Source organism: Neoroseomonas rubea (genome assembly GCF_016106015.1).
Classification (GTDB): domain Bacteria; phylum Pseudomonadota; class Alphaproteobacteria; order Acetobacterales; family Acetobacteraceae; genus Neoroseomonas; species Neoroseomonas rubea.
Genome location: NZ_JACADQ010000004.1, coordinates 15,779 through 37,760 on the forward strand (window position 1 = coordinate 15,779; position 21,982 = coordinate 37,760).

Here is a 21,982-nt window from a genome sequence, read left to right on the forward strand (position 1 = left end):
AGGCAGCGCTTCGTGCCTTGTCCACGCGGGCGATCGGGGGATAGCCTTCCCTGGCTTCACGCTCAGGGAGAATGATCATGGCCGTCTCGCGTCGTGGCTTCATGGCCACCGCTGCCACCGCCCCCGTCCTGATGCGCGCCTCCGAAGCGCTGGCGCAGGGCGTTGCACCGCGGCGCGGCGGCACGTTGCAGATGATGCTGACGCCGGAGCCGCCGGTTCTGCAGATCGGCGTGAACCAGCAGGGGCCTACGCTCGCGGCCGCGCCAAAGATGTTCCAGGGGCTGCTGACCTTTTCTTCGACGCTCGAGCCGATGCCGCTGCTCGCCCGGTCCTGGACCATCAGCCCGGACGGAAAGGAATACGTCTTCAACCTCCAGCAGGGCGTGAAATGGCACGATGGGCAGCCCTTCACCGCGGAGGACGTGGTCTTCTCCATCATGAAGTTCCACATGGAACTGGCGCCGCGCGCGCGCGCCATCTTCCAGCTCATCGAGACCTGCGAGGCGCGCGACCCGCATACGGTGCGGATCGTGCTGAAGCAGCCCTTCCAGCCTTTCCTGCTGATGTTCGATGCGACCGCGGCGGCGATGGTGCCGAAGCACCTGTTCGACGGGCGGGACTATCGCACGGCGCCCGCGGTGCAGCGGCCGGTCGGCACGGGGCCGTTCAAGTTCACGGAGTGGCAGCGCGGCAACTTCATCCGCCTGGACCGCAACGAGGAGTACTGGAAGCCGGGCCAGCCCTACCTCGACACGATCATCTACCGCATCATCCCGGACAGCCAGAGCCGCCGCCTCGCCGTCGAATCCGGCCAGGTGCTGCTGAGTCAGGCCTCCGATATCGAGCCCTTCGACATCCCGGCGCTGCGCCAGCGGCAGAATCTCGAGGTGAACACCAATGGCTGGGAGTATTTCTCGCCGCTGTCGTGGATCGAGCTGAACCATCGCGTGAAGCCGCTCGACGACGCGCGCGTCCGCCGCGCCATGTCGATGGCGATCGACCGCAACTTCATCGTCAACCGGCTTTGGTTCGGCGTCGGCAAGCCGGCGACCAACCCGGTCGCGAGCACCACGCGCTTCCATGATTCGTCCGCGCGGCTCGCTGCCTTCAACGTGGCCGAGGCGAACCGCATCCTGGACCAAGCGGGGTACCCGCGGAACGCGCAGGGCGTGCGCTTCACGCTGAAGCACATGGCGCTGCCCTACGGCGAGATCTGGACGCGGCTTTCGGAGTATCTCCGCCAGGCGATGCGCAATGTCGGCATCGCCTTCGACATGGAGAGCACCGATGCCGGATCCTGGGCGCGGCGCGTCGGGAACTGGGAATACGAGACGACCATCAACTTCGTCTACCAGTTCGGCGACCCGACACTCGGCGTCGAGCGCACCTATGTCTCGACCAATATCCAGCGCGTGACCTTCACCAACACGGGTGGCTACGCCAACCCGCAGGTGGATGCGTTGTTCCAGCGCGCGCGCGCCTCCGCCGCCGCGGCGGAGCGCCAGGCGGCCTTCAGCGAGGTGCAGAAGCTTCTCGTCGAGGAAGTGCCGCAGATCTGGCTGATGGAGCTTGCCTTCCCGACCATCCACGACAGGAGGGTCCGGAACGTGATCACCACGGGCCTCGGCGTGCACACCTCCTTCGACGACGTCTTCATCGCCGGCTGAGCGCCGGGAATGGAGCTTTCGCGTCTGCCGGGCTTCCTGCTGAGGCGCGGCGTGAAGGCGGTGGCCGTGGTGCTGGCCATCGTCGTGTGCAACTTCCTGCTCATCCACGCTGCGCCCGGCGACCCGGCGAGTGTGATCGCCGGGCAGTCCGGGGCGGCGGATGAGCGCTTCCTCGCGCAGCTGCGCGAACAGTTCGGGCTCGACAAGCCGTTCCACGTGCAGCTGTGGATCTATCTCAAGGGCGTGCTTACGCTCGACCTCGGCTTTTCGCACCGCCAGCAGCAGCCGGTCTGGAAGCTGATCTCCGAACGCCTGCCGGCGACGCTGCTGCTGACCGGCGCGGCCTTCGCCTTCGCCGTCACGGCGGGCATCACACTCGGCACGCTCGCCGCCCGGCGCGTCGGGCGCTGGGCGGACAGCATCATCACCATCCTCGCCCTGACCTTCTACGCCACGCCGCTGTTCTGGGTGGGGCTGATGCTGGTGCTGTTCTTCTCGGTCTGGCTCGAATGGCTTCCGAGCTTCGGCATGGCGTCGGTCGGCGTTGAGCTCAGCGGCCTCGAGGCGGTGCTTGATGTGGGCAAGCACCTCATCCTGCCGGCGGCGACGCTCGGGCTGTTCTACCTCGCCGTCTATGCACGGCTGACGCGTGCGACGATGCTGGAGGTGGCGGACCAGGATTTCGTCAAGACGGCGCGCGCCAAGGGCGTGCCGGAAGGGCAAGTGGTCCGGCGGCACGTGCTGCGCAACGCGCTGCTGCCGGTCATCACCTTCGCCGGCATCCAGGCGGGGCAGCTCATCGGCGGGTCGATCCTGGTCGAGACCGTCTTCGCCTGGCCGGGCATCGGCCGGCTCGCCTTCGATGCGTTGCTCGCGCGCGACTACGCGGTGCTGCTCGGGGTCTTCTTCTGCACCTCGGTCATGGTGGTGCTGTTCAACCTGGTCACGGATCTTCTCTACGCCGTGGTGGATCCGCGGGTGGAGGTGGAGGGATGAGCGACTTCTGGCGGCGCTACCGCCGCAACCGCGGCGCCGTGGTGGGTCTCGTCATCCTGGCGCTGGTCTTTGCGCTGGCGGGCCTCGCGCCGCTGCTGTTCCCCGGCAGCCCATGGGACATGGCGACCGCGCCCTTCGTGCCTCCGGGTGAGGAAGGGATGCTGCTCGGCTCGGACAGCCTCGGGCGCGACGTGGCGGCGGGGATCGCGCATGGGGCGCGCATCTCGCTGATGGTGGGCGCGGTTTCGACCGTCGCGGCGCTTTCGATCGGCGTGACGCTCGGCGCCTTCGCAGGCTATCTCGGCGGCGTCGCGGACGATGCGGTGATGCGCTTCACCGAATTCTTCCAGACCATTCCATCCTTCGTCTTCGCCATCCTGCTGGTCGCGATCTTCACGCCGACCATCTCCTCGGTCGTCTTCGCCATCGCCGTCGTCTCCTGGCCGCCGGTGGCCCGGGTGGTGCGCGCGGAGTTCCTCTCCCTGCGAAACCGGGAATTCGTCCAGGCCGCGGAGGTGCTCGGCAAGTCGCGCATCTCCATCGTGCTGACTGACATCCTGCCGAATGCGCTTTCGCCCATCGTCGTTCTGTCCTCGCTGATGGTCGCTTCCGCCATCCTGCTGGAAAGCGCGCTGTCCTTCCTCGGCCTGGGTGATCCGAATCTGATGACCTGGGGCTTCCTGATCGGCGCAGGACGAAGCGTCATCCGCCTTGCCTGGTGGATGTCGGTTTTTCCGGGCATCGCCATCTTTCTCACCGTGCTGGCGCTGAACCTGGTGGGGGAGGGGCTGTCGGACGCGCTGAACCCGCGGCTCGCCCGCCAGCGCGGGGGGGCGGCATGACCCTGCTGTCCGTCGAGGGCCTTACTGTTGCGCTTCCGCCCGGCGGCGACCGGCCGCACGCGGTGGAAGAGATCACCCTGTCGGTGAATCCGGGGGAGATCGTCTGCGTCGTCGGTGAATCCGGGTCCGGCAAGTCCATCACCGCCAATGCCGTCATGGGTCTGCTGCCAAAGGGCCTGCCGGTGAAGGCAGGGCGCATCGGCTTCGAAGGCAAGGATCTGCTCGCCCTGGGGCCCGAGGCGATGCGCCGCCTGCGCGGGCAGCGCCTGGCGATGATCTTCCAGGAACCGATGACCGCGCTGAACCCCGTCATGCGCGTGGGGGAGCAGATCGCCGAGGCGATGCGCGTGCATGGCGCGGGCGGGGATGCCGCGCGCCGTGTGCCGGAACTGCTCGCGGCGGTGAACCTGCCGGACCCCGAGGCGACCGCGCGCGCCTATCCGTTCAGGCTTTCCGGCGGGCAGCGGCAACGCGTGATGATCGCGATGGCGCTCGCACTCGAACCGTCGCTCTTGATCGCGGACGAGCCGACCACGGCGCTCGACGTGACCACGCAGATGCAGATCCTGCGCCTGATCCGGGAGATCCAGTCGCGCCGCGGCACGGGCGTCATGTTCATCACCCATGATTTCGGCGTGGTGGCGGAAATCGCGGACCGCGTCGCCGTCATGCAGCATGGCCGCATCGTGGAGCAGGGCGCGGCGGCGGAGATCCTGAACACGCCACAGCACCCCTACACCCGTGCCCTGATCGCCGCCGTGCCGCACGGCGCCGCATCCTCGGTGGCGCCGCCGAGCAGCGCGCCGCTGGTGCTCGAAGCGCGCGGGCTGGAAAAGACCTATCGGCGGTCTGGCGGCTGGTTCGGGCCGAAGCCCGTGGTGCGTGCCGTGCACGATGCGGACTTCACGCTGCGGAAGGGGGAGACACTCGGACTGGTCGGTGAATCGGGTTCGGGCAAGTCCACCCTCGCGCGCTGCGTCGTGCGCCTGGTGGAACCCGAGAAGGGCGAGATTATCTTCGAAGGCGCCGATCTCCGCCCACTCTCGCGCGGCGCCTGGAAGCCCTATCGCAAGAAGATCCAGATGGTCTTCCAGGATCCCTTCGCGTCGCTGAATCCCCGCCGGCGCGTTGGCGAGATCATCGCCGAAGGACCGATCACGCATGGTATGGAGCGTGGCGCGGCTCTGGCCCGTGCACGGGACCTCCTGCGGCTGGTGCAACTCGATCCTGGCGCGATGGACCGCTACCCGCACGAGTTCAGCGGCGGACAGCGCCAGCGCATCGGCATCGCGCGCGCGCTTGCCATGGAGCCTGAATTGCTGATCGCGGATGAGCCGGTCAGTGCGCTCGACGTCAGCGTGCAGGCGCAGGTTCTGGCACTGCTGGCCGACATCCGCGCGCGTCTCGGCCTCACCATGCTCTTCATCACGCATGACCTGCGCGTTGCGGCGCAGGTCTGTGACCGCATCGCCGTCATGCAGCGCGGCGCGATCGTGGAGCAGGGGCCGACCGTCGAGGTCTTCGGCAACCCCCGCCACCCCTATACGCAGCAATTGCTGGACAGCATCCCGGGGCGCCACTGGACGCCGCCCGTGATCGCCGCCTGAGGATCCGACATGACCGATGCGACCGACCCCGGCCTGCGCCGCGCAATCCTGGATGCGGTGGAGGCGCTGCGCGAGGACTCCGTGCGGGTGCTGGAACGGCTGGTCCGCTGCCCCTCCACGCTTGGCAACGAGCAGTCGGCGCTGAACGAGATGACGCGGATCTACGAGGCGCTGGGCCTCGCGCCGCGCCGCGTGCCGACGGACCCGGCGGCGCTCGCCGCGCATCCCGGCTTCTCGCCCCCGCTGATCTCCTATGACGGCCGCGACAATGTCGTGGCGGTCCACACGCCGCGCGAACGCAAGGGGCGGAGCCTCGCCTTGCAGGGGCATGTGGACGTCGTCCCCGAGGGCGCGGCCGACATGTGGGAAACGCCGCCCTTCGCGCCGTCCATCCGCGACGGGCGGATGTACGGGCGCGGCGCGGGGGACATGAAGGCGGGCATCGTCTCCTACGTCACGGCCTTCCGCGCGTTGCGGCTTGCCGGCGTCCAGCCTGCCGCCGAGGTGCAGATGCAGTCCGTGATCGAGGAGGAATGCACCGGCAACGGCGCGCTAGCCGCCATGCTCGCCTTGCCGCGCACCGACGCGGTTATCATCCCCGAACCCGGCCCCGGCCTGCCTGCCATGTATTCGGCCGAGGTCGGCGTGGTCTGGGCCTGGGTGACCGTCTCCGGCCGCCCGGCCCATGTGCGCGACATGCAGGCTGGCCTCAACGCCATCAAGGCAGCCAACGCCATCGCCGCGCGCTTCGAGGACTACCAGCGCGAGATGAACCGCGCCGAGCGCATCCATGCATCCTTCCGCGGCGTGAACCACCCGGTGAACGTGAATTTCGGCACCATCGAGGGCGGGGAATGGAATTCCTCCGTGCCCACGCGAGCGCGCATCGGCATGCGCGTGGGCGTGATGATGGGCTACACCGCCGCGCAGACGAAGGCGGACATCGAGCGGCTGGTCGCCGAGGCGGCGGCCGACCCGGCGCTGAAGGGCGCGACGGTGAAACTCGAATTCAAGGGCTTCATGGCCGATCCCTGCGTCTTCGACATGAACGCGCCGATCGTGACCCTGGCGAAGCGCAACTTCGCGGATGTTTCCGGCGGCTTCCTTCGGGACTATCCCGCGACCGGGCTCACGGACGGCCGTTTCTTCACGCTCTATCAGGACACGCCGGTCGCCTGCTTCGGGCCTGATGCGCAGGAGATCCATGGCATCGACGAGAGCGTCGGGCTCGATTCCATGCACGACATCACGCGCACCATTGCGCTGACCATGGCCGAATGGTGCGGGTTGGAGAAAGCGGCATGAACTTGCGTTTCGATGCCGCGAGGCTCTGGGACAGCCTCGCGCAGATGGCGCGCATCGGCGCGCGGCCCGATGGCGGCGTAAACCGCCTGGCGCTGACGCCGGAAGACGGCGCGGCGCGGGCCCTGCTGCGCGACTGGGCGCTCGCGGCGGGCTGCACGCTTTCCGTCGATCGGCTCGGATCGATGGTGCTGACCTATCCGGGCGCCGATACGTCACTGCCTGCGGTCGCGATCGGCAGCCACCTCGACAGCGTGCCGACGGGCGGCAAGTACGACGGCGCCTATGGCGTGCTGGTCGGGCTCGAGATCGTCCGCGCCCTGCACGCGGTTGGCGCAAGGACGCGGGCGCCGATCGGCATCGTCAACTGGACCAACGAGGAAGGCGCGCGCTTCGCCCCGCCCATGGCGGCGAGCGAGGTCGCGATGGGGTTCGCCAGCGAGCAACGATTGCTGGAAACGCCCGACCGCTTCGGCGAGACGACTTTCGCCGCGGCTCTTGCCGATTGCGGCTGGCAGGGCCCCGACGACCCCACCGCAGCACGGGGCTTCGGCGCGTATTTCGAGGCGCACATCGAGCAAGGCCCGGTGCTGGAGCGCGAGGGCATCCCGCTCGGCATCGTCACGCATGGCTACGGCGTCGCCTACTGCACCATCACCATCACGGGGCGCGACGGGCATATCGGCGGCGCCATGGCGGACCGGCGCGACGCGCTGCTCGGCGCGGCGGAGGTGATCCTGACGCTCGAGAGCATCGCGCTCGGCACGGCGGGACGAGGCCTCGCCTCGGCCACGCGCCTCGCCCTCTCCCCCGATGCGCGCGGCAACATCCCCTCCGAGGTGCGCCTGGTCGCGAGCCTGCGCAACATCGAGCAGGAGGGGCTCGAGGCTATGCGCGCGACGCTCGCCGCCGCCTGCGAGGAGATCGCGCGGCGGCGCCAGATGCCGATCATGATCGAGTATGTCTCCGGCTATCCCTCCGTCCGCTTCGATCCTGTCCTGCTGCAGCGGCTGAGGGACGCGGCGGCGGTGGCGGGGCTCGCGCATCGCGACCTGCCGACGCCGATCGGGCACGATGCGCTGCATGTCGGTCGCGTTGTTCCCTCGGCCATGCTCTTCATTCCCTGCCATGGCGGGCTGAGCCACAACCCGGCCGAAAGCATCACGCCGGAATGGTCGGCCGCCGGACTCGCCGCGCTCGCGCCGGCGGTGATCGAAACCGCGGGAGGTCTCGCATGAACGTTCCCCTGTCTGGACCGAGGCTCTGGGACAGCCTGATGGAGATGGCGCGGATCGGCGGCACGCCGAAGGGCGGCTGCAACCGCCAGACGCTGACCGATCTCGATTCCGAAGGCCGCCACCTGCTGCGCCGCTGGGCGGAGGCGGCGGGCTGCACCATGCGTGTCGATCGGCTCGGCAACATGATGCTCACGCGCCCGGGGCGCGATCCGTCCCGCAAGCCGGTCGCCTTCGGCAGCCACCTGGATACGCAGCCGACGGGCGGAAAGTTCGACGGACCGCTCGGCGTCCTCGCAGGGCTTGAGATTCTGCGCGCGGTGCATGAGGCGGGGATCGAGACCGCCGCACCACTCATGCTCGTCAACTGGACGAACGAGGAAGGCGCGCGCTTCTCGCCCCCCATGATGGGCAGCGGCGCCGCCATGGGCCTCTTCACAGAGGCCGAGGTGCTGGCGAAGCAGGACCCGGATGGCAAGGCGTTCGGTGCCGAACTCGCCCGCATCGGCTGGCAGGGCGAGGCCGACCCGGCGGCGCTGCAGGACGTCGAGGCCTATTTCGAACTGCATATCGAGCAGGGCGCGCTGCTGGAACGCGCTGGCCTTGATGTGGGCGTGGTTACGCATGCGCTCGGCCAGACCTGGTACGAGGTGACGGTCGAGGGCGAGGAAGCGCATGGCGGCTCCCCCATGGCCGGGCGGCGCGATGCGATGATGGCGGCCGCACCCTTGATCGCAGCGGTCGAGGAGATCGCGCTTGCCGCCGTCAGCGCGACCGGAGAGCCCGGCCGCGCGACGGTCGGCCGGCTCACGGTCTATCCCGACAGCCGCAACATCTGCCCCTCCCGCATCTGGTTCAGCATCGACACGCGCCATGGCGACCCGGCGATGCTCGCGCGCATGGGGGAGGAGATCCGCGCCCGCGCCACTGCCATCGCGGCCGCGCGCGGCGTGCGCATCGCGGTCGAGGAATTCTGGCACGCGCCGCTGACGCCCTTCGACGCGACGCTGGTCGGGCGCGTGCGCGATGCGGCGCAGCGCCTCGGAATTCCGCACATGGACATGCCGACTGGAATCGGCCACGACGCGGTCTATGTCGCGCGCCGCGTGCCGGCGGCGATGATCTTCTGCCCTTGCCATGGCGGCATCAGCCACAACGAGGCCGAGAGCATCACGCCGGAATGGGCGGAAGCTGGGCTGCGCGTCCTGGCGGATGCGGTGCTGGAGACGGCGCGTTGACCCCGGTGCTGGAAAGCGAGCGCCTGACGCTGCGCGAATTCCGCGCCGACGATCTCGAGCCCTATGCGGCGTTCTGGGCGAGCGAGGCGTCGCGCTTCGTGGGCGGGCCGTGCGGCCGTAACGACGCCTGGCGCCGTATGGCGATGTACAGCGGCCACCGTGTGCTGCGAGGTTACGGGATCTGGGCGATCGAGGAAAGCGCGAGCGGCGCCTTCATCGGCCAGGCCGGTCTCTGGTATCCCGAAGGCTGGCCCGAGCCGGAGATCCACTGGACGGTCTTTCCCGCCCATCAGGGGCGCGGCTTCGCCACCGAGGCGGCACGACGCGTGCGGCGCCATGCGCGCGACGAGCTTGGCTTCACGCGCCTCGTCAGTTGCATCGAGCCAGCCAACGGCGCTTCGGTGAAGGTGGCGTTGCGGCTCGGCGCCGAGCGCGAAGGCAGCGCCAGCGTGCCGCCGCGCATCCTCGACATCTATCGTCACGACATGGGATTCTGACGATGCGCATCGCCATCGGCGGCTTTCTCCACGAAAGCCATTCCTTCGCGCCACTTCCGACCGGCTGGGGCGAATTCGTCAAGCCCGGCGGCTTCCCACCCCTGCAGAAGTCCGCGACGCTGCTCGGCGTACTGCGCCCGACCTCCTGCCCCGCCGCTGGCGCCATCATGGTGGCAGAGCAGGAAGGCATCGCGATCGCCCCGCTCGCCTGGGGATTCGCTAATCCGGCCGGCCCCGTCACGGCGGAGGCGTTCGAGCGCATCGCGGCGCTGCTTGTGGCCGCGCTGTCGGATGCGCTGGAGGACGGCCCCCTCGATGGCGTCTATCTCGACCTGCACGGCGCGATGGTCGCGGTCGGCTTCGACGATGCGGAAGGGGAAGTGCTGCGCCGCGTGCGCGCCGTGGTGGGCCCGGATGTGCCGATCGCAGCGAGCCTCGACCCGCACGCAAACAAGACCGTGGCCATGGTGCGATACGCGGATGTGCTGGTGCCCTTCCGCACCTATCCGCACATCGACATGAAGCCCGCCGGCGCCCAGGCGACGCGCCTGCTGCTGCGCATGATCCGGGAGAAGCGGCGCCCGGCGAAGGCGTTCCGCGAACTCGATTTCTGGACCCCGCTGCCTGGCCAATGCACCATGGTGGCGCCCATGGCCGAGGTGATGGCCGAGCGCGCGCGGCTCGCGGAAGCGGCCGGCGTCTGGGAACTCGGCTTCTGCTTCGGCTTTCCCTACGCCGATTTCCCTGGCTGCGGCATGGCGATCGCATCCTTCGCGGACACAGACGAGCAGGCCGCGCAGGCGGCCGATGCGCTCGCGCGCTTCATCACCGCGAAGGAGCCGGAATTCGCCCTCGGCGTGGTGGAGGCGGCGGAAGGCGTGCGCCGCGCCATGGAAGGCGCGGGCAGCGGCCCCGTCGTGCTCGCCGACACGCAGGACAATCCCGGCGGCGGCGGGCATGGGGACACGACGGGACTGCTCGCGGAACTGATCCGCCAGGGCGCGCAGGGCGCCGTGCTCGCGCCCATGAACGACGCCGAAGCCGCCGCTGCCTGCCATGCGGCGGGGGAGGGGGCGACCATCACCCTCGACCTCGGCGGCAAGAGCGACGGCGCGCCGCTGCGCGTCACCGCCACCGTCGAACGGCTGTCGGATGGCCGTTTCACGCTGACCGGCCCGATGGGCAAGGGCAATCCCGCCGATCTCGGCCCCTCCGCGCTGATCCGCGTTGCACCCGGCGTGCGCGTCATCGTCGTGACGCGGAAGATGCAGGGGCACGACCAGGCGCTGTTCCGCTTCATCGGCGTGGAGCCCGCCGAGCAGCGCATCGTCGCGGTGAAGTCGAGCGTGCATTTCCGCGCCGACTTCCAGCCCATCGCGCAGGAGGTGATCGTGGTCGCCGCGCCCGGCCCCGTGGTGGCGGACCCGGCGGTGCTGCCTTTCACGAATGTGCGGCCTGGGCTGCGGCTGAGGCCCGGCGCGAATCGATGATGCGGGCGCGCCTAACGCTGCCGGCCTCGGCGATCAGCTATCCCTTGCCTGGCTGAGCAGGGCGCGGACCGCTGCCACGCGGGGGATGGGCGCGACGGCGCCGTAGCCCGTGGTGGAGAGAGCGGCCGCGGCATTGGCATAGCGCGCCGCCATGATGGGCTCGTCGCCGGCGAGCGTCCTGGCGAGGAAGGCGCCGGCGAATGCGTCCCCCGCACCGGTCGCGTCCACTGCTGCGACGGCATGTGGCGCGATGCGCGTCCGCCCGTCCCGCGTCGCGACGATGCACCCCGCCGCGCCGCATTTCAGCAGCACCAGCGGACAGAGGCGGAGGTAGAAATCCGCGACCCTGTCCGGGTCGGACAGGCCGGTCAGCACCGTGGCGTCGTCGAGCGAGGGAAGGGCGATGTCGGCCATGCCGATCGCGGCGTGGATCACGGCCGCCGCCCGCGCGGCGGGCCAGAGGCGCAGCCTGAGATTCGTGTCGTAGGAGACGCGCGCACCGGCATCCCTCGCGACGGCGATGGCGCGGAAGACCGCGTCGCAGGCGCTGTCCGAGATCGCCTGGCTGATGCCCGAGACGTGCAGCACGCGCGCGGCGCGGATCGCGCCCTCCGGCACCTCCTCAGGCCGGTAGCGCGCGGCGGCGCTGCCGGTGCGGTAGAAGGTGAAGTTGTGGCCGCGCGCTTCATGGGTGACGAAGTAGATGCCGGTCGGCGCATCGGCGCGGCGGATCACGGTCTCGGTGTCGATGCCTTCCCGGGCCCAGAGCGCCATGAAGGACTCTCCCGGCCCGTCCTGCCCGATGGCGGTCACGTAGCCGACTGAGGCGCCGGAGCGCGCCGCGGCGATGGCGGCGTTGGATGTGTCCCCGCCATGGCCTTCCAGGTACAGCACGCGGCCATCCGTGCCGGGCTTCTGCTGGTTGAACTCCAGCATCGGTTCGCCCATGCAGAGAAGGTCGGGCATCTCAGGCCCGCATGATGCCGAGCGCGTCCTCGGCCGCGCGGGTGATGGCGGCGCGGTCGCCGGCCGCGATAAGGGCTTCGTCCACGAGTTTCCCGCCGATGCCGACGAAGGCGGCGCCGGCGGCAAGGTAGTCCGGCGCGTTGCGTGCATCGACGCCGCCGGTCGGGCAGAAGGCAATGTCGGGGAACACCGCGCGCAGCGCCTTGATGTGCGCGGGTCCGCCGGCGGAACTTGCCGGGAAGATCTTCACCACATCCGCCCCTGCTGCGAGCGCGGCTCGCACCTCGGTCGGCGTCAGCGCGCCGAGCATGAGGCAGGCGCCGGCGTCGCGGCAGGGTTCGGCGAGCGAGGCATCCACCCAGGGCGCGACGATGAAGCGTGCGCCGGCCTCGAGGCAGGCCTCCGCTGTCCGCGCATCCGGCACGGTGCCGGCGCCGACCAGCAGGTCGGGGTCGGCGGCCAGCGCGCGGATCAGCGCCGGCGCTTCGGGAACGGTCATGGTGATTTCGAAGATACGAAGCCCGGCTTCCTGCAACCAGGCGACCGCGGTCGCGGCGCGGGCGGCGGTGCTTGCGCGCACCACGGGAATGATGCGGGCCTGGCGCAGGCGGGGAATCAGGTCATGCATGGCGCGTCCTCGGATGCGCGCCATGTTTCGGCCGGCGGGGGCCGCCGGCAAGCGGGAAGGTGCTAGACAACCATCCGGTCGGCCGTCGCCTGCAGGCGACGGGCGGAGGCGAGCGCCTTCTCGATCTCGATGGCGGTGGTGTCGAGCGCGTTGCGGTAGCCGTTCACGCTCTGGCCAAGCTTGGCCATGGTGCGGGAGAGGTCGCCGATGGCGCTGCGCAGCCCGGCGGTGGCCTGGGACTGCTCGCCGATCGCCTCGTCCAGGCGGCGCAGCGCGAGGCGGAGGCGGTCCTCCGGGCGCTGCGGGAACATCGAGATCGCCGCCTGGGGCGTTGAGGGAAGGGCGGTGTCGGTAGCGGACATGGGACCTCGCTCAGGGCGTTAATGGACCATTAACCCACTTTCGCGACCGAGGCGAGTGTAAATTGTCTCTTAATCCGTAGATTGTCGCGAAATTCCGCGAATCGATCCCCGGGCCAGTTACGCGTTGCCGCGCGGGGTAACGCATAAGGCGCGGAGCAAGTATCGCGCCCCCCCCGTCCGTGCCGCAAGCCGCGTCGCGGCTTCGTTTGCGCCCCGGCCTCGTCTACAAGCCGCCGCGGAGGTTCCACGCATCATGGGCATCGCCCTCGAGATCGGCTTCATCATCCTGCTCGTCCTGCTCAACGGCGTCTTCGCAATGAGCGAACTGGCCATCGTCTCGGCGCGGCGGTCGCGCCTGCTCGCTCTCCAGCGGCGCGGCAGCCTGGGCGCGGAGGCCGCGATCGCGCTGGCCGAGGACCCGCAGCGCTTCCTGCCGACGGTGCAGGTCGGCATTACCATGGTCGGCATCTTCGCCGGCGCCTATGGCGGCGCGACGCTCGCGACGACCCTGGGCGCGGTCTTCGATGCGATCCCCGGCGTCGCCCCCTATGGCGACGAGATCGCCTTCGCGATCGTGGTCGTTCTGATCACCTATCTCAGCCTCATCCTGGGCGAACTGGTTCCGAAGCAGGTGGCGCTGCGCAACCCCGAACGCGTCGCCATCCTCGTCTCCCGCCCGCTCGCCGCGCTCGCGCGCTACTCCGCCCCGGTCGTCTGGGTGCTCGGAAAATCCTCTGCGCTCGTGCTGGGCCTGTTCGGCCCGCCGCCGCCGCCCGAGCAGTCGGTGACGGAAGAGGAGGTGAAGGCGGTCGTCGCCGAGGGCGCCCAGGCCGGCGCGCTCGAGACCGAGGAACGGCACATGATCGAGCGCGTGCTGCGCCTGGCCGACAAGCCCGTGCGCGCGCTGATGACGCCACGCAACGATCTCGCCTGGCTCGACCGTTCCGACACGGCGGAGGAGATCGCGAAGGCCCTGCGCGGCAGCGAAATGACGCGTTTCATCGTTGCCGACGGCCGCGTCGACAATGTGGTCGGCGTGGTCGTGGCCAAGGACCTGCTCGACCAGATGCTGGCCGGCGAGCCCATGTCGCTTGCCAGCGCGACGCGCCAGCCCTTGGTGCTGCCGGACACGCTCTCCGCGCTCGATGCGCTGGAGAGGCTCCGCGGCGACCGTCTCGGCATGGCGCTGGTGATGGACGAGTACGGGTCCTTCGAAGGTGTGGTCACGGCCTCGGATTTGCTGGAGGCGATCGTCGGGGAACTCGGCGTGGCCGAGCACATGGAGGCCGGCGTTGCGGTCGAGCGGCACGACGGATCCCTGCTGCTCGATGGCTCCATGCCGTCGGATGAGCTGCGCGCGCGGCTTGAACTGCCGGAACTGCCCGCCGCGGGCACCTACCACACGGTCGCGGGGCTGATGCTCGCCCTGCTGCAGCGCGTGCCGAAGGAGGGCGACCGCATCGTCTGGGCCGGCTGGCGCTTCGAGATCGTCGACATGGATGGGCGCCGCGTCGACAAGGTGATGGCCAGCCGGGAGGAAGCGGCCTCCTGACCTACTTGCCGGCGCTTTTCACGATGGGTGCGACGAATTGCGGCTCCGTGTCCCAGGGGAACAGGATCCAGGTGTCCTGGGACACTTCCGTGATGAAGGTGTCCACGGTCGGCTTGCCCGCGGGCTTGGCGTAGACCGTTGCGAAATGCGCCTTCGGCAGCAGGGCGCGGATGACACGCGCCGTGGTGCCCGTGTCCACCAGGTCGTCCAGGATCAGCCAGCCCTCGCCGTCGCCCGCCGCGACCGGGGGCTTGGCGACGCGTGGCGCGCCGCGCTTCTCCTCGTCATAGGTGACGATGGAAACACTCTCGATCAGCCGGCAGTCGAGTTCCCGCGCGATGATGGCGGCGGGAATGAGCCCGCCACGGGTGATCGCGACGATGCCGCGATAGGGGCCCTTTTCCAGCAGCCGCCAGGCGAGCGCCTTGCTGTCCCGGTGCAACTGGTCCCAGCTGACCGTGTAGTATCTCTGCGCCATCAGAACATCTTCCCCCCGTCGGGCACCCTGAGGTCGGGCTTCAGTAGCACCACCGCCCCGTTCTCGTCCGGCACGCCGAGGACGAGCACCTCGCTCTCGAAGCCGGCGATCTTCCGCGGCGGGAAGTTCACCACCGCCATCACCTGCCGCCCGATCAGCCGGTCCGGTGCGTAATGCGCCGTGATCTGGGCGGAGGAGCGCTTCACGCCGAGGCTGCCGCCGAAATCGATCCAGAGGCGGATCGATGGCTTGCGGGCCTCTGGGAAGGGCTGGGCATCGACGATGGTGCCGGCCCGGATGTCGATCCGGTCGAAATCCTCGATGGTCGCGGTGCCGCTCATGGCGCCCCCCTTAGACCGGGTCGCTTCCGATGCGAAGGGCTGACCCGCGCCAAGCGGGGCTTTCCCTGCCGGGCGTCCCGATGCATGAGGTGCGCAATTCCCAGGAAACGGACTCATTCAAGATGCGTGACTTCCACCTGCCCGGCCGCAGCCCCGCCTATGGCACGAATGGCATGGCCGCCACCTCCATGCCTCAGGCGACGCTCGCCGCGCTCGACATCCTGCGCGCCGGGGGCAATGCGCTGGACGCCGCCATCGCGGCCTGCGCCGTGCAATGCGTGATCGAGCCGCACAGCACCGGCATCGGCGGCGACTGTTTTTGTCTGTACGTCCCGGCAGGATCCTCGCAGGTGATCGCGCTGAACGGCTCGGGCCGCGCGCCCGCCGGTGCGACGCCCGAGGCGCTGCGCGCCGCGGGGCTGACGGCGATGGTCAACACCTCCGCGCATTCGGTCACCGTGCCGGGGGCCATCAGCGCCTGGGAACTGCTCAACCGCACCCATGGGCGGCTCGGCCTCGACGCGATCCTCCAGCCCGCGATCCGCTATGCCGAGGAAGGCTTCGCCGTCTCCCCGCGCGTGGCGACTGACTGGCAGGGCTCGGTCGGCAAGCTGATGAAGCACGAGGCCTCGGCCCGGCGCTTCCTCAAGGGTGGCGAGGCGCCGACGCTCGGCAGCCGCTTCGTGCAGCCGGAACTGGCCCGCACGCTGCGGGCCATCGCCGCGCGTGGCAAGAAGGCCTTCTATGAGGGCGAGGTCGCGGCCGACATCGTCGCGACGCTGCGCGCCGCCGGCGGCACGCATACCGAGGAGGACTTCGCCCGCGGCGCCGATGTCGCGGAGTTCGTCGAGCCGATCTCGATCGACTGGCGCGGCATGCAGGTCTTCCAGTGCCCGCCGAACGGCGTCGGCATGCATGTGCTCCAGATCCTCGGCATCCTCGGCAAGAAGGCGACGCCGGAGCAGGGGCCCTGGAGCGCCGAGCGCTACCATCGCCACATCGAGGCCGCGCGCCTCGTCTACCGCGACCGCGACGCCTTCCTCGCCGACCCCTCCATGGTTGACGTGCCGGTCGCGAAGCTGCTGTCGGACGAGTATCTCGGCCGGCTCGCCGGGATCATCCGCGACGAGGCCGCGATGGCCGAACTGCCGCCGGCCGGCGAGAGCGACTTCGCCCGGCACAAGGACACGGTCTACCTGTGTGTCGTGGACAAGGACGGCAATGCCTGTTCCTTCATCAACTCGCTGTTCGAGGGCTTCGGCTCCGGCATCCTCGCCGAGAAGGCCGGGGTGATGCTGCAGAACCGCGGCTTCGGTTTCCGCCTGCAGGAAGGTCATCCGAACTGCATCGCGCCGAATAAGCGGCCGCTGCACACCATCATCCCCGGCATGGTGATGAAGGACGGCCAGGCCATCATGCCCTATGGCGTCATGGGCGGGCGCTTCCAGCCGACCGGCCAGACCCTGTTCCTGACCAACCATTTCGAGTTCGGCCTCGACGTGCAGCAGGCGATCGACCATCCGCGCCTGATGCCGCAGGACGGCAAGGTGCAGGTGGAACGCGGCATTCCCGGCAGCGTGGTCGATCGCCTGAACCGGCTCGGCCATACCTGCGAACTGATCGACAAGCCGCATGGCGGCGGCCAGGCCATCTTCATCGACCGGGAGAAGGGCTGCCTCGTCGGCGGTTCCGACCCGCGCAAGGATGGCTGCGCCCTCGGCTACTGAGGCACCGGGCATGGCGCTGCGCGCCATCGTCGTCGACATTACGACGCTCGATGTCGACGCGATCGTGAACGCGGCGAATGAACGCCTGGCGATGGGCGGCGGCGTCTGCGGCGCGATCTTCCGCGCCGCGGGGGCGGACCGGCTGATCGAGGCCTGCCGGCCGCTCGCGCCCTGCCCGACGGGGGAGGCCCGGATCACCCCGGGCTTCGCGCTCAAGGCGCGGCACGTCATCCACGCCGTCGGGCCGGTGTGGCGCGGCGGTGGGGCGGGTGAGCCGGCGCTCCTGGCCGCGTGCTATCGGAACAGCCTCGCGCTGCTCCGCGCGGCGGGCGACCGGTCCATCGCCTTCCCCGCCATCTCCACAGGCACCTTCGGCTACCCCTTGCAGGACGCGACCCGGATTGCGGTCGCGACGATGCGGGGGGAAACTTCGGACGACGGCGACCTCGACGTCACCTTCGCCTGCTTCGACCAGCGCACGCGCGATGCTTACGAAAAGGAACTCGGCGCATGACCGAACCCTGCGACCTCTCGGCCGTCGAGGCCCGCCGCCTGATCGGGCGCCGTGCCCTCTCGCCGGTGGAGCTGCTCGACTCCTGCCTGAAGCGGATCGGCGAGGTGAACCACGCCGTCAACGCCATGGTCGCGCTGGACGAGGCGGCGGCCCGCGCGGGCGCCAAGGCGGCGGAAGCGGCCGTAATGAAGGGCGAGGCGCTCGGCGCCCTGCACGGCCTTCCGGTCGGCATCAAGGACCTGGAGGAGACGAAGGCCCTCGTCACCACCTATGGCAGCCCGATCTACAAGGACTTTGTCCCGGAAGCCGATTGCGGGATGGTCGCGAACCTTCGCCGCGCAGGCGCGATCGTGATGGGCAAGACGAACACGCCGGAATTCGGCGCCGGCGCGAACACGCGCAACGCCGTCTATGGCGTGACGGGCAATCCCTTCGACCCGACCAAGTCCGCGGCCGGGTCTTCCGGCGGGTCGGGCGTTGCGCTTGCCTGCGGCATGGCGCCGATCTGCTCCGGCTCCGACACGGGCGGCTCCCTCCGTAACCCGGCGGCCTTCAACGGCATCGTGGGCTACCGGCCCTCGCCGGGCGTGGTGCCCTCGGAAAAGCGCGGCCATGGGTGGTCCGGCCTGCCGGTGCTGGGACCGATGGCGCGCAGCGTGCCTGACACCGCGCTGCTGTTCTCGGCCATGGCGTCGGATGATGCGATGGACCCGCTTGCCTACACGCTGCCCGGTGAAGCGGTGCGCGGCGTGCCCGATCGCTACCATCCGCTGAAGCCGATCGACCTCGCCTCGCTGCGGCTCGCGGTCAGCGCCGATTTCGGCCAGGCGCCGGTCGAAAAGCATATCCGGGAGGTCTTCGCAGGCCGCGCCCAGGCGGTGGCGAAGCTGTTCGGCGTGGCGGAGGAGGCGGACCCCGATTGCCGCGGCGGCGACGAGGCCTTCGAGGTGCTGCGCGCCATGGGCTTCCTCTCCGCGCATCTGGAGAAGGTCCGCACCCGCCCGCAGGATGTAGGCCCGAATGTCCGCGCCAATGTCGAGGAAGGGCTGCGCTACACGCTCGAGGACGCGGCGCACGCGACCCAGGCGCAGACGCGCATGTACCGTGCGTGGCAGCATTTCTTCGCCCGGCACGACGTGCTGATCACGCCCGCGATCACAATTTCCCCACGGCCGTGGAAGGAACTCTACCCGGCCGAGATCGACGGCAAGCCGACGCGGACCTACTTCCACTGGCTCGCCTGCGCCTATTACCCGACGCTCTGCGGCCATCCGGCAATTTCGCTGCCGATGGGGCTGGACCGGCTCGGCATGCCCTTCGGGCTGCAGATCGTGGGACCGCGCGGAGGCGATGCGCTGGTTCTGCGCGTCGCGGCGGCGATCGAGGAGGCCTTCGCTCACGACCCGGTGCTGCGCCGGCCGGCGCCGGACCTCGCCGCGCTGCGTGCCGCGCCGGCCATCAAGGAGATGCCCGGCGCGGTCGGCTGGGACTGAAACTTGAAGGCCGAAGGTTGCACCTTCGGCCCCTCAAGCGCCGGCGCTGCGCTTGGCTTCGCCGCACTTGCGGCGGCGCCCATTCGGGCGCTCGGCCGGCTGCGCCGGCCGCGCCGGCCGCAGGTCTGTTCTTCAGTCGGCGAGGGTGACGCCTACCAGTAGGATCGCTGGTAGCCGCGGTCCCGGTAGTAGCCGGCGTGCCGCCGCTGCTGGTGGTAATAGCCACCCTGGCTGCGGTAGTCGCGGCGGTAGCGCCGGTCGTCGCTGTTGTTGGCGGCGAGCAGCGCGACGCCGGTCAGCGCCGCGACGCCGCCGCCGAGAGCGAGCGTGCTGCCCCAGTCGGTCGAACCGTCCGGATTGGTGCAGGCGCCGAGCGCGAGGCTGGCGGAGAGAGCAAGGGCAGGGATGAGACGCATGGCAGGGAACCTCCCGACGCCTGCATTCTTCGCCTGCGCCATGTCGGGCGCGGGGCCTTGCCCTGGCGAAGCCGCGGCGCCTTCGTGGCGCCGCGCCACAATCAGCCCCGCGGCCCCGAGAAGGCGTTGAAGGTCTGCAGCGTGTAGGTGTCCTTCACGCCGGGCACGGTCTGGATCTTCTCGACCACGAACAGGCCGATGTCGCGGTCGGCCTCCAGGTAGAACTTCCCGAGCAGGTCGTATTGGCCGGAGATGGAATGCATCTCGGACAGCTCCTCGATCCCGTCGGCCATGTCGCGGGCGACGCGGTAGGCTTGGCCCATGTCGCACTTGATCATGACGAAGATCGCCCGCATCGGCCTGCCTCCAACCCGTCCGGTTCCCTCCTAGCACGGGCGGCGGCAACGCGGCATGCTGGCGCGGGAATGGGCGAAACGCCCGAGGCTTGGGCAGGCATACCGGTGGCCATGGAGTCGCCGGGGCGGGAGGTCGCGGCACGATGGTTGCTAGTCCGGAGGACATGACACAGCTCACCCAGGCGCCCGATCGCGGCGGCCCCGCCCAGCCGCTGCTCGAAGTCCGTGGCCTCGTGAAGCATTTCCCCATCCGTGGCGGCCTGTTCGGCCGGCAGGTGGCGGTGGTCCGCGCCGTGGACGGGGTGGACCTGACCATCCGCAAGGGGGAAACGCTTGGAATCGTCGGCGAGTCCGGCTGCGGCAAGTCCACCACCGCTCGCCTGCTCATGCGCCTTCTCGACCCGGATGCCGGGGAGATGGTCTTCGATGGCGAATCCGTGGGCGGAAACGACCAGGCGGGCGGCATCGCGCTGCGCGACTATCGCCGCCAGGTGCAGATGGTGTTCCAGGATTCCTATGCCTCGCTCAATCCGCGCCTGACGATCGAGGAGACGATCGCCTTCGCCCCGAAGGTGCATGGCGTCTCCCCGACCGAGGCGCGGGAACGCTCGCACGACCTGCTCGCGGCCGTCGGCCTCGCGCCTGCGCAATTCGCCCGCCGTTATCCGCACGAGCTCTCCGGCGGCCAGCGCCAGCGCATCAACATCGCCCGTGCGCTCGCTTTGCAGCCGCGCCTCGTGATCCTGGACGAGCCGGTCTCGGCGCTGGACAAGTCTGTCGAGGCGCAGGTGTTGAACCTGCTGATGGACCTCAAGGAGAAGTTCGGCCTCACCTACGCCTTCATCAGCCACGACCTGAACGTGGTGCAGTACATCAGCGACCGGGTGCTGGTGATGTATCTCGGCAAGGTGGCCGAGACCGGGCCGGTGGAGGAGATCTACGACCGCCCCGCGCATCCCTACACGCGCGCGCTGCTCGCCTCCCGGCCGTCGATGGATCCGTCGAAGCGGCGGACCGAGCCGCCATTGACGGGCGACCCGCCGAACCCGGTCAACCCGCCCTCCGGCTGCCGCTTCCGCACGCGCTGCCCGATGGCCGAGGCGGTCTGCGCCGAGCGCGAGCCGCCTTCCGCCCACCTGACCGCGGGCCACGAGGCCGCCTGCCACGCCGTCATGCCCGGCAGCGGCCATGGCGCCGCACCGAGGATCGCCGCATGAGCGCCGCCCTGAAGATGGACCCCGCGGCCCCTCTGGTCCGCGCGCGGGACCTGAGCGTGCGCTTCGTCAACCGCGACACGACGGTCCACGCGGTCAACGGCGTCGACCTCGACCTCGCGCAGGGGGAGGTGCTGTGCCTGCTGGGCGAGTCCGGCTCCGGCAAGTCGGTCACGCTGCGCGCCCTGATGAAGCTGCTGCCGAAGCAGGCCAAGGTCGGCGGCAGCATCGAGGTCGCCGGCCGCGACGTGCAGGCGATGAGCGAGCGTCAACTCGCCGATTTCCGCGGCGGCGACGTCGCGATGATCTTCCAGGAGCCGATGACGGCGCTCGATCCGGTCTTCACCATCGGGCGACAGATTGCCGAGGCCGTGCAGCGCCACGAAGGGGCGTCGCGCAGCGCGGCGGATGCGCGGGCGCTGGAATTGCTCGAACTTGTGCAGATCCCCTCGGCGAAGCGACGACTCGCGGCCTACCCGCATGAGTTGTCCGGCGGCTTGCGGCAGCGCGCGATGATTGCGGTCGCGCTTGCCTGCAAGCCGAAGCTGCTGCTGGCGGACGAGCCCACCACGGCGCTCGATGCCACGGTGCAGATCCAGGTGCTGCTTCTGCTGCGCGAGTTGCAGGAGAAGCTCGGCATGGGTGTCATTTTCGTAACCCATGACCTGGGCGTGGCGGGCGAGATCGCCGACCGCGTGGCCGTCATGTACGCCGGACGCGTCGTCGAGGAAGGCCCGGTCGGCCCTTTCATGGCTGGGCCGCTGCATCCCTATCCGCAGGGGCTGCTCGGCGCCACGGTCCATGGCGGCATGCGCGGCAAGCGCCTGACGACGATCCCGGGCGCGCCGCCGAGCCTCGAGAAACTGCCCGAGGCATGTTCCTTCGCGCCGCGCTGCCCGATCGCCGAACCGGCCTGCCAGCAGGGGGTGCCGGAGGCGCGGCCCATGGGGCCCGGGCGGATGGCGCGCTGCATCCGGGCCGTCGCGCCGTGAGCCCTGGAGACCCGTAGGCTTGCCGAATTCCTCCGCAGGCATCAGATAGCCTTAGGTAACTCGGCGGGC

Annotated in this window: 22 protein-coding genes; 15 read left to right on the forward strand and 7 right to left on the reverse strand. The window is 69.7% G+C overall.

Annotated features, from left to right (window positions below; all coding sequences use genetic code 11):
- The first annotated feature begins 77 nt into the window (after positions 1-77).
- Genes HW577_RS01155 through HW577_RS01195 form a run of 9 tightly spaced genes read left to right on the forward strand, consistent with a single transcriptional unit; the run spans position 78 to position 10,874 of the window.
- Positions 78-1,667 (forward strand): ABC transporter substrate-binding protein, encoded by a 1,590-nt coding sequence (locus HW577_RS01155; protein ID WP_232474589.1) that lies wholly within the window; start codon positions 78-80, stop codon positions 1,665-1,667.
- A 9-nt stretch (positions 1,668-1,676) separates the two neighbouring features.
- Positions 1,677-2,663, forward strand: a complete 987-nt coding sequence (locus HW577_RS01160) for an ABC transporter permease (RefSeq protein WP_198374213.1) — start codon at positions 1,677-1,679, stop codon at positions 2,661-2,663.
- The gene (locus HW577_RS01165) at positions 2,660-3,505 is read left to right on the forward strand and encodes an ABC transporter permease (RefSeq protein ID WP_198374214.1); all 846 of its coding nucleotides are present in this window, start codon (positions 2,660-2,662) and stop codon (positions 3,503-3,505) included. The genes HW577_RS01160 and HW577_RS01165 overlap by 4 nt, the downstream gene beginning before the upstream one ends.
- A complete protein-coding gene (locus HW577_RS01170; protein ID WP_198374215.1) occupies positions 3,502-5,112 on the forward strand; it encodes an ABC transporter ATP-binding protein in 1,611 nt (536 codons plus the stop codon). The genes HW577_RS01165 and HW577_RS01170 overlap by 4 nt, the downstream gene beginning before the upstream one ends.
- 9 nt (positions 5,113-5,121) lie before the next feature.
- Positions 5,122-6,417: an ArgE/DapE family deacylase gene (locus HW577_RS01175; RefSeq protein ID WP_198374216.1), complete on the forward strand. Its 1,296-nt coding sequence runs from the start codon at positions 5,122-5,124 to the stop codon at positions 6,415-6,417.
- Positions 6,414-7,652, forward strand: coding sequence for a M20 family metallo-hydrolase (locus HW577_RS01180; RefSeq protein WP_198374217.1), 1,239 nt, complete (start codon positions 6,414-6,416; stop codon positions 7,650-7,652). Before HW577_RS01175 ends, HW577_RS01180 begins: the two co-directional genes overlap by 4 nt.
- Complete coding sequence (locus HW577_RS01185) at positions 7,649-8,887, forward strand: Zn-dependent hydrolase (RefSeq protein ID WP_198374218.1); 1,239 nt, start codon at positions 7,649-7,651, stop codon at positions 8,885-8,887. The genes HW577_RS01180 and HW577_RS01185 overlap by 4 nt, the downstream gene beginning before the upstream one ends.
- 5 nt (positions 8,888-8,892) lie before the next feature.
- Positions 8,893-9,384, forward strand: a complete 492-nt coding sequence (locus tag HW577_RS01190) for a GNAT family N-acetyltransferase (protein WP_332837307.1) — start codon at positions 8,893-8,895, stop codon at positions 9,382-9,384.
- 2 nt (positions 9,385-9,386) lie between these two features.
- A complete protein-coding gene (locus HW577_RS01195; protein ID WP_198374220.1) occupies positions 9,387-10,874 on the forward strand; it encodes a M81 family metallopeptidase in 1,488 nt (495 codons plus the stop codon).
- A gap of 33 nt (positions 10,875-10,907) precedes the next feature.
- On the opposite strand, the gene HW577_RS01200 is transcribed toward HW577_RS01195, so the two are convergent.
- The 3 genes from HW577_RS01200 to HW577_RS01210 form a co-directional block, all read right to left on the reverse strand.
- On the reverse strand, positions 10,908-11,840 hold the full coding sequence (locus tag HW577_RS01200) for a sugar kinase (RefSeq protein ID WP_198374221.1): 933 nt from the start codon (positions 11,838-11,840) through the stop codon (positions 10,908-10,910).
- A 1-nt stretch (position 11,841) separates the two neighbouring features.
- Positions 11,842-12,468 (reverse strand): bifunctional 4-hydroxy-2-oxoglutarate aldolase/2-dehydro-3-deoxy-phosphogluconate aldolase, encoded by a 627-nt coding sequence (locus HW577_RS01205; protein WP_232474590.1) that lies wholly within the window; start codon positions 12,466-12,468, stop codon positions 11,842-11,844.
- 62 nt (positions 12,469-12,530) lie between these two features.
- Positions 12,531-12,830 (reverse strand): hypothetical protein, encoded by a 300-nt coding sequence (locus tag HW577_RS01210; protein ID WP_198374223.1) that lies wholly within the window; start codon positions 12,828-12,830, stop codon positions 12,531-12,533.
- Positions 12,831-13,083: 253 nt separating this feature from the next.
- Here HW577_RS01210 and HW577_RS01215 point away from each other — a divergent pair, with 253 nt between their 5' ends.
- Entirely contained in the window at positions 13,084-14,382 is a 1,299-nt protein-coding gene (locus HW577_RS01215) for a hemolysin family protein (protein WP_198374224.1), read from the forward strand.
- A gap of 1 nt (position 14,383) precedes the next feature.
- Here the strand turns inward: HW577_RS01215 and gpt are convergent, their stop codons facing one another.
- Both gpt and HW577_RS01225 read right to left on the reverse strand, forming a co-directional pair.
- The gene (gene gpt / locus HW577_RS01220; protein ID WP_198374225.1) at positions 14,384-14,860 is read right to left on the reverse strand and encodes a xanthine phosphoribosyltransferase; all 477 of its coding nucleotides are present in this window, start codon (positions 14,858-14,860) and stop codon (positions 14,384-14,386) included.
- Complete coding sequence (locus tag HW577_RS01225) at positions 14,860-15,201, reverse strand: tRNA-binding protein (RefSeq protein WP_198374226.1); 342 nt, start codon at positions 15,199-15,201, stop codon at positions 14,860-14,862. Before HW577_RS01225 ends, gpt begins: the two co-directional genes overlap by 1 nt.
- Positions 15,202-15,323: 122 nt before the next feature.
- Between HW577_RS01225 and ggt the strand changes: the two genes are divergently transcribed.
- From ggt to HW577_RS01240, 3 genes are read left to right on the forward strand one after another with little or no spacing between them, the layout of a single operon-like run.
- Positions 15,324-16,928 carry a gamma-glutamyltransferase gene (gene ggt, locus HW577_RS01230; protein WP_198374227.1) on the forward strand — a complete coding sequence of 535 codons (1,605 nt, stop codon included), beginning with the start codon at positions 15,324-15,326 and terminating at the stop codon, positions 16,926-16,928.
- Between the two features lie 10 nt (positions 16,929-16,938).
- Positions 16,939-17,442: a macro domain-containing protein gene (locus HW577_RS01235; protein WP_198374228.1), complete on the forward strand. Its 504-nt coding sequence runs from the start codon at positions 16,939-16,941 to the stop codon at positions 17,440-17,442.
- Entirely contained in the window at positions 17,439-18,935 is a 1,497-nt protein-coding gene (locus HW577_RS01240) for an amidase (protein WP_198374229.1), read from the forward strand. The genes HW577_RS01235 and HW577_RS01240 overlap by 4 nt, the downstream gene beginning before the upstream one ends.
- Positions 18,936-19,087: 152 nt before the next feature.
- Here HW577_RS01240 and HW577_RS01245 read toward each other — a convergent pair whose 3' ends face one another.
- Both HW577_RS01245 and HW577_RS01250 read right to left on the reverse strand, forming a co-directional pair.
- On the reverse strand, positions 19,088-19,351 hold the full coding sequence (locus HW577_RS01245) for a hypothetical protein (RefSeq protein ID WP_198374230.1): 264 nt from the start codon (positions 19,349-19,351) through the stop codon (positions 19,088-19,090).
- A gap of 101 nt (positions 19,352-19,452) precedes the next feature.
- On the reverse strand, positions 19,453-19,707 hold the full coding sequence (locus HW577_RS01250) for an Lrp/AsnC ligand binding domain-containing protein (protein WP_198374231.1): 255 nt from the start codon (positions 19,705-19,707) through the stop codon (positions 19,453-19,455).
- A gap of 164 nt (positions 19,708-19,871) precedes the next feature.
- Between HW577_RS01250 and HW577_RS01255 the strand changes: the two genes are divergently transcribed.
- Positions 19,872-20,924, forward strand: coding sequence for an ABC transporter ATP-binding protein (locus HW577_RS01255; protein ID WP_198374232.1), 1,053 nt, complete (start codon positions 19,872-19,874; stop codon positions 20,922-20,924).
- Positions 20,921-21,913 (forward strand): ABC transporter ATP-binding protein, encoded by a 993-nt coding sequence (locus HW577_RS01260; protein ID WP_232474591.1) that lies wholly within the window; start codon positions 20,921-20,923, stop codon positions 21,911-21,913. The genes HW577_RS01255 and HW577_RS01260 overlap by 4 nt, the downstream gene beginning before the upstream one ends.
- Positions 21,914-21,982: the final 69 nt, after the last annotated feature.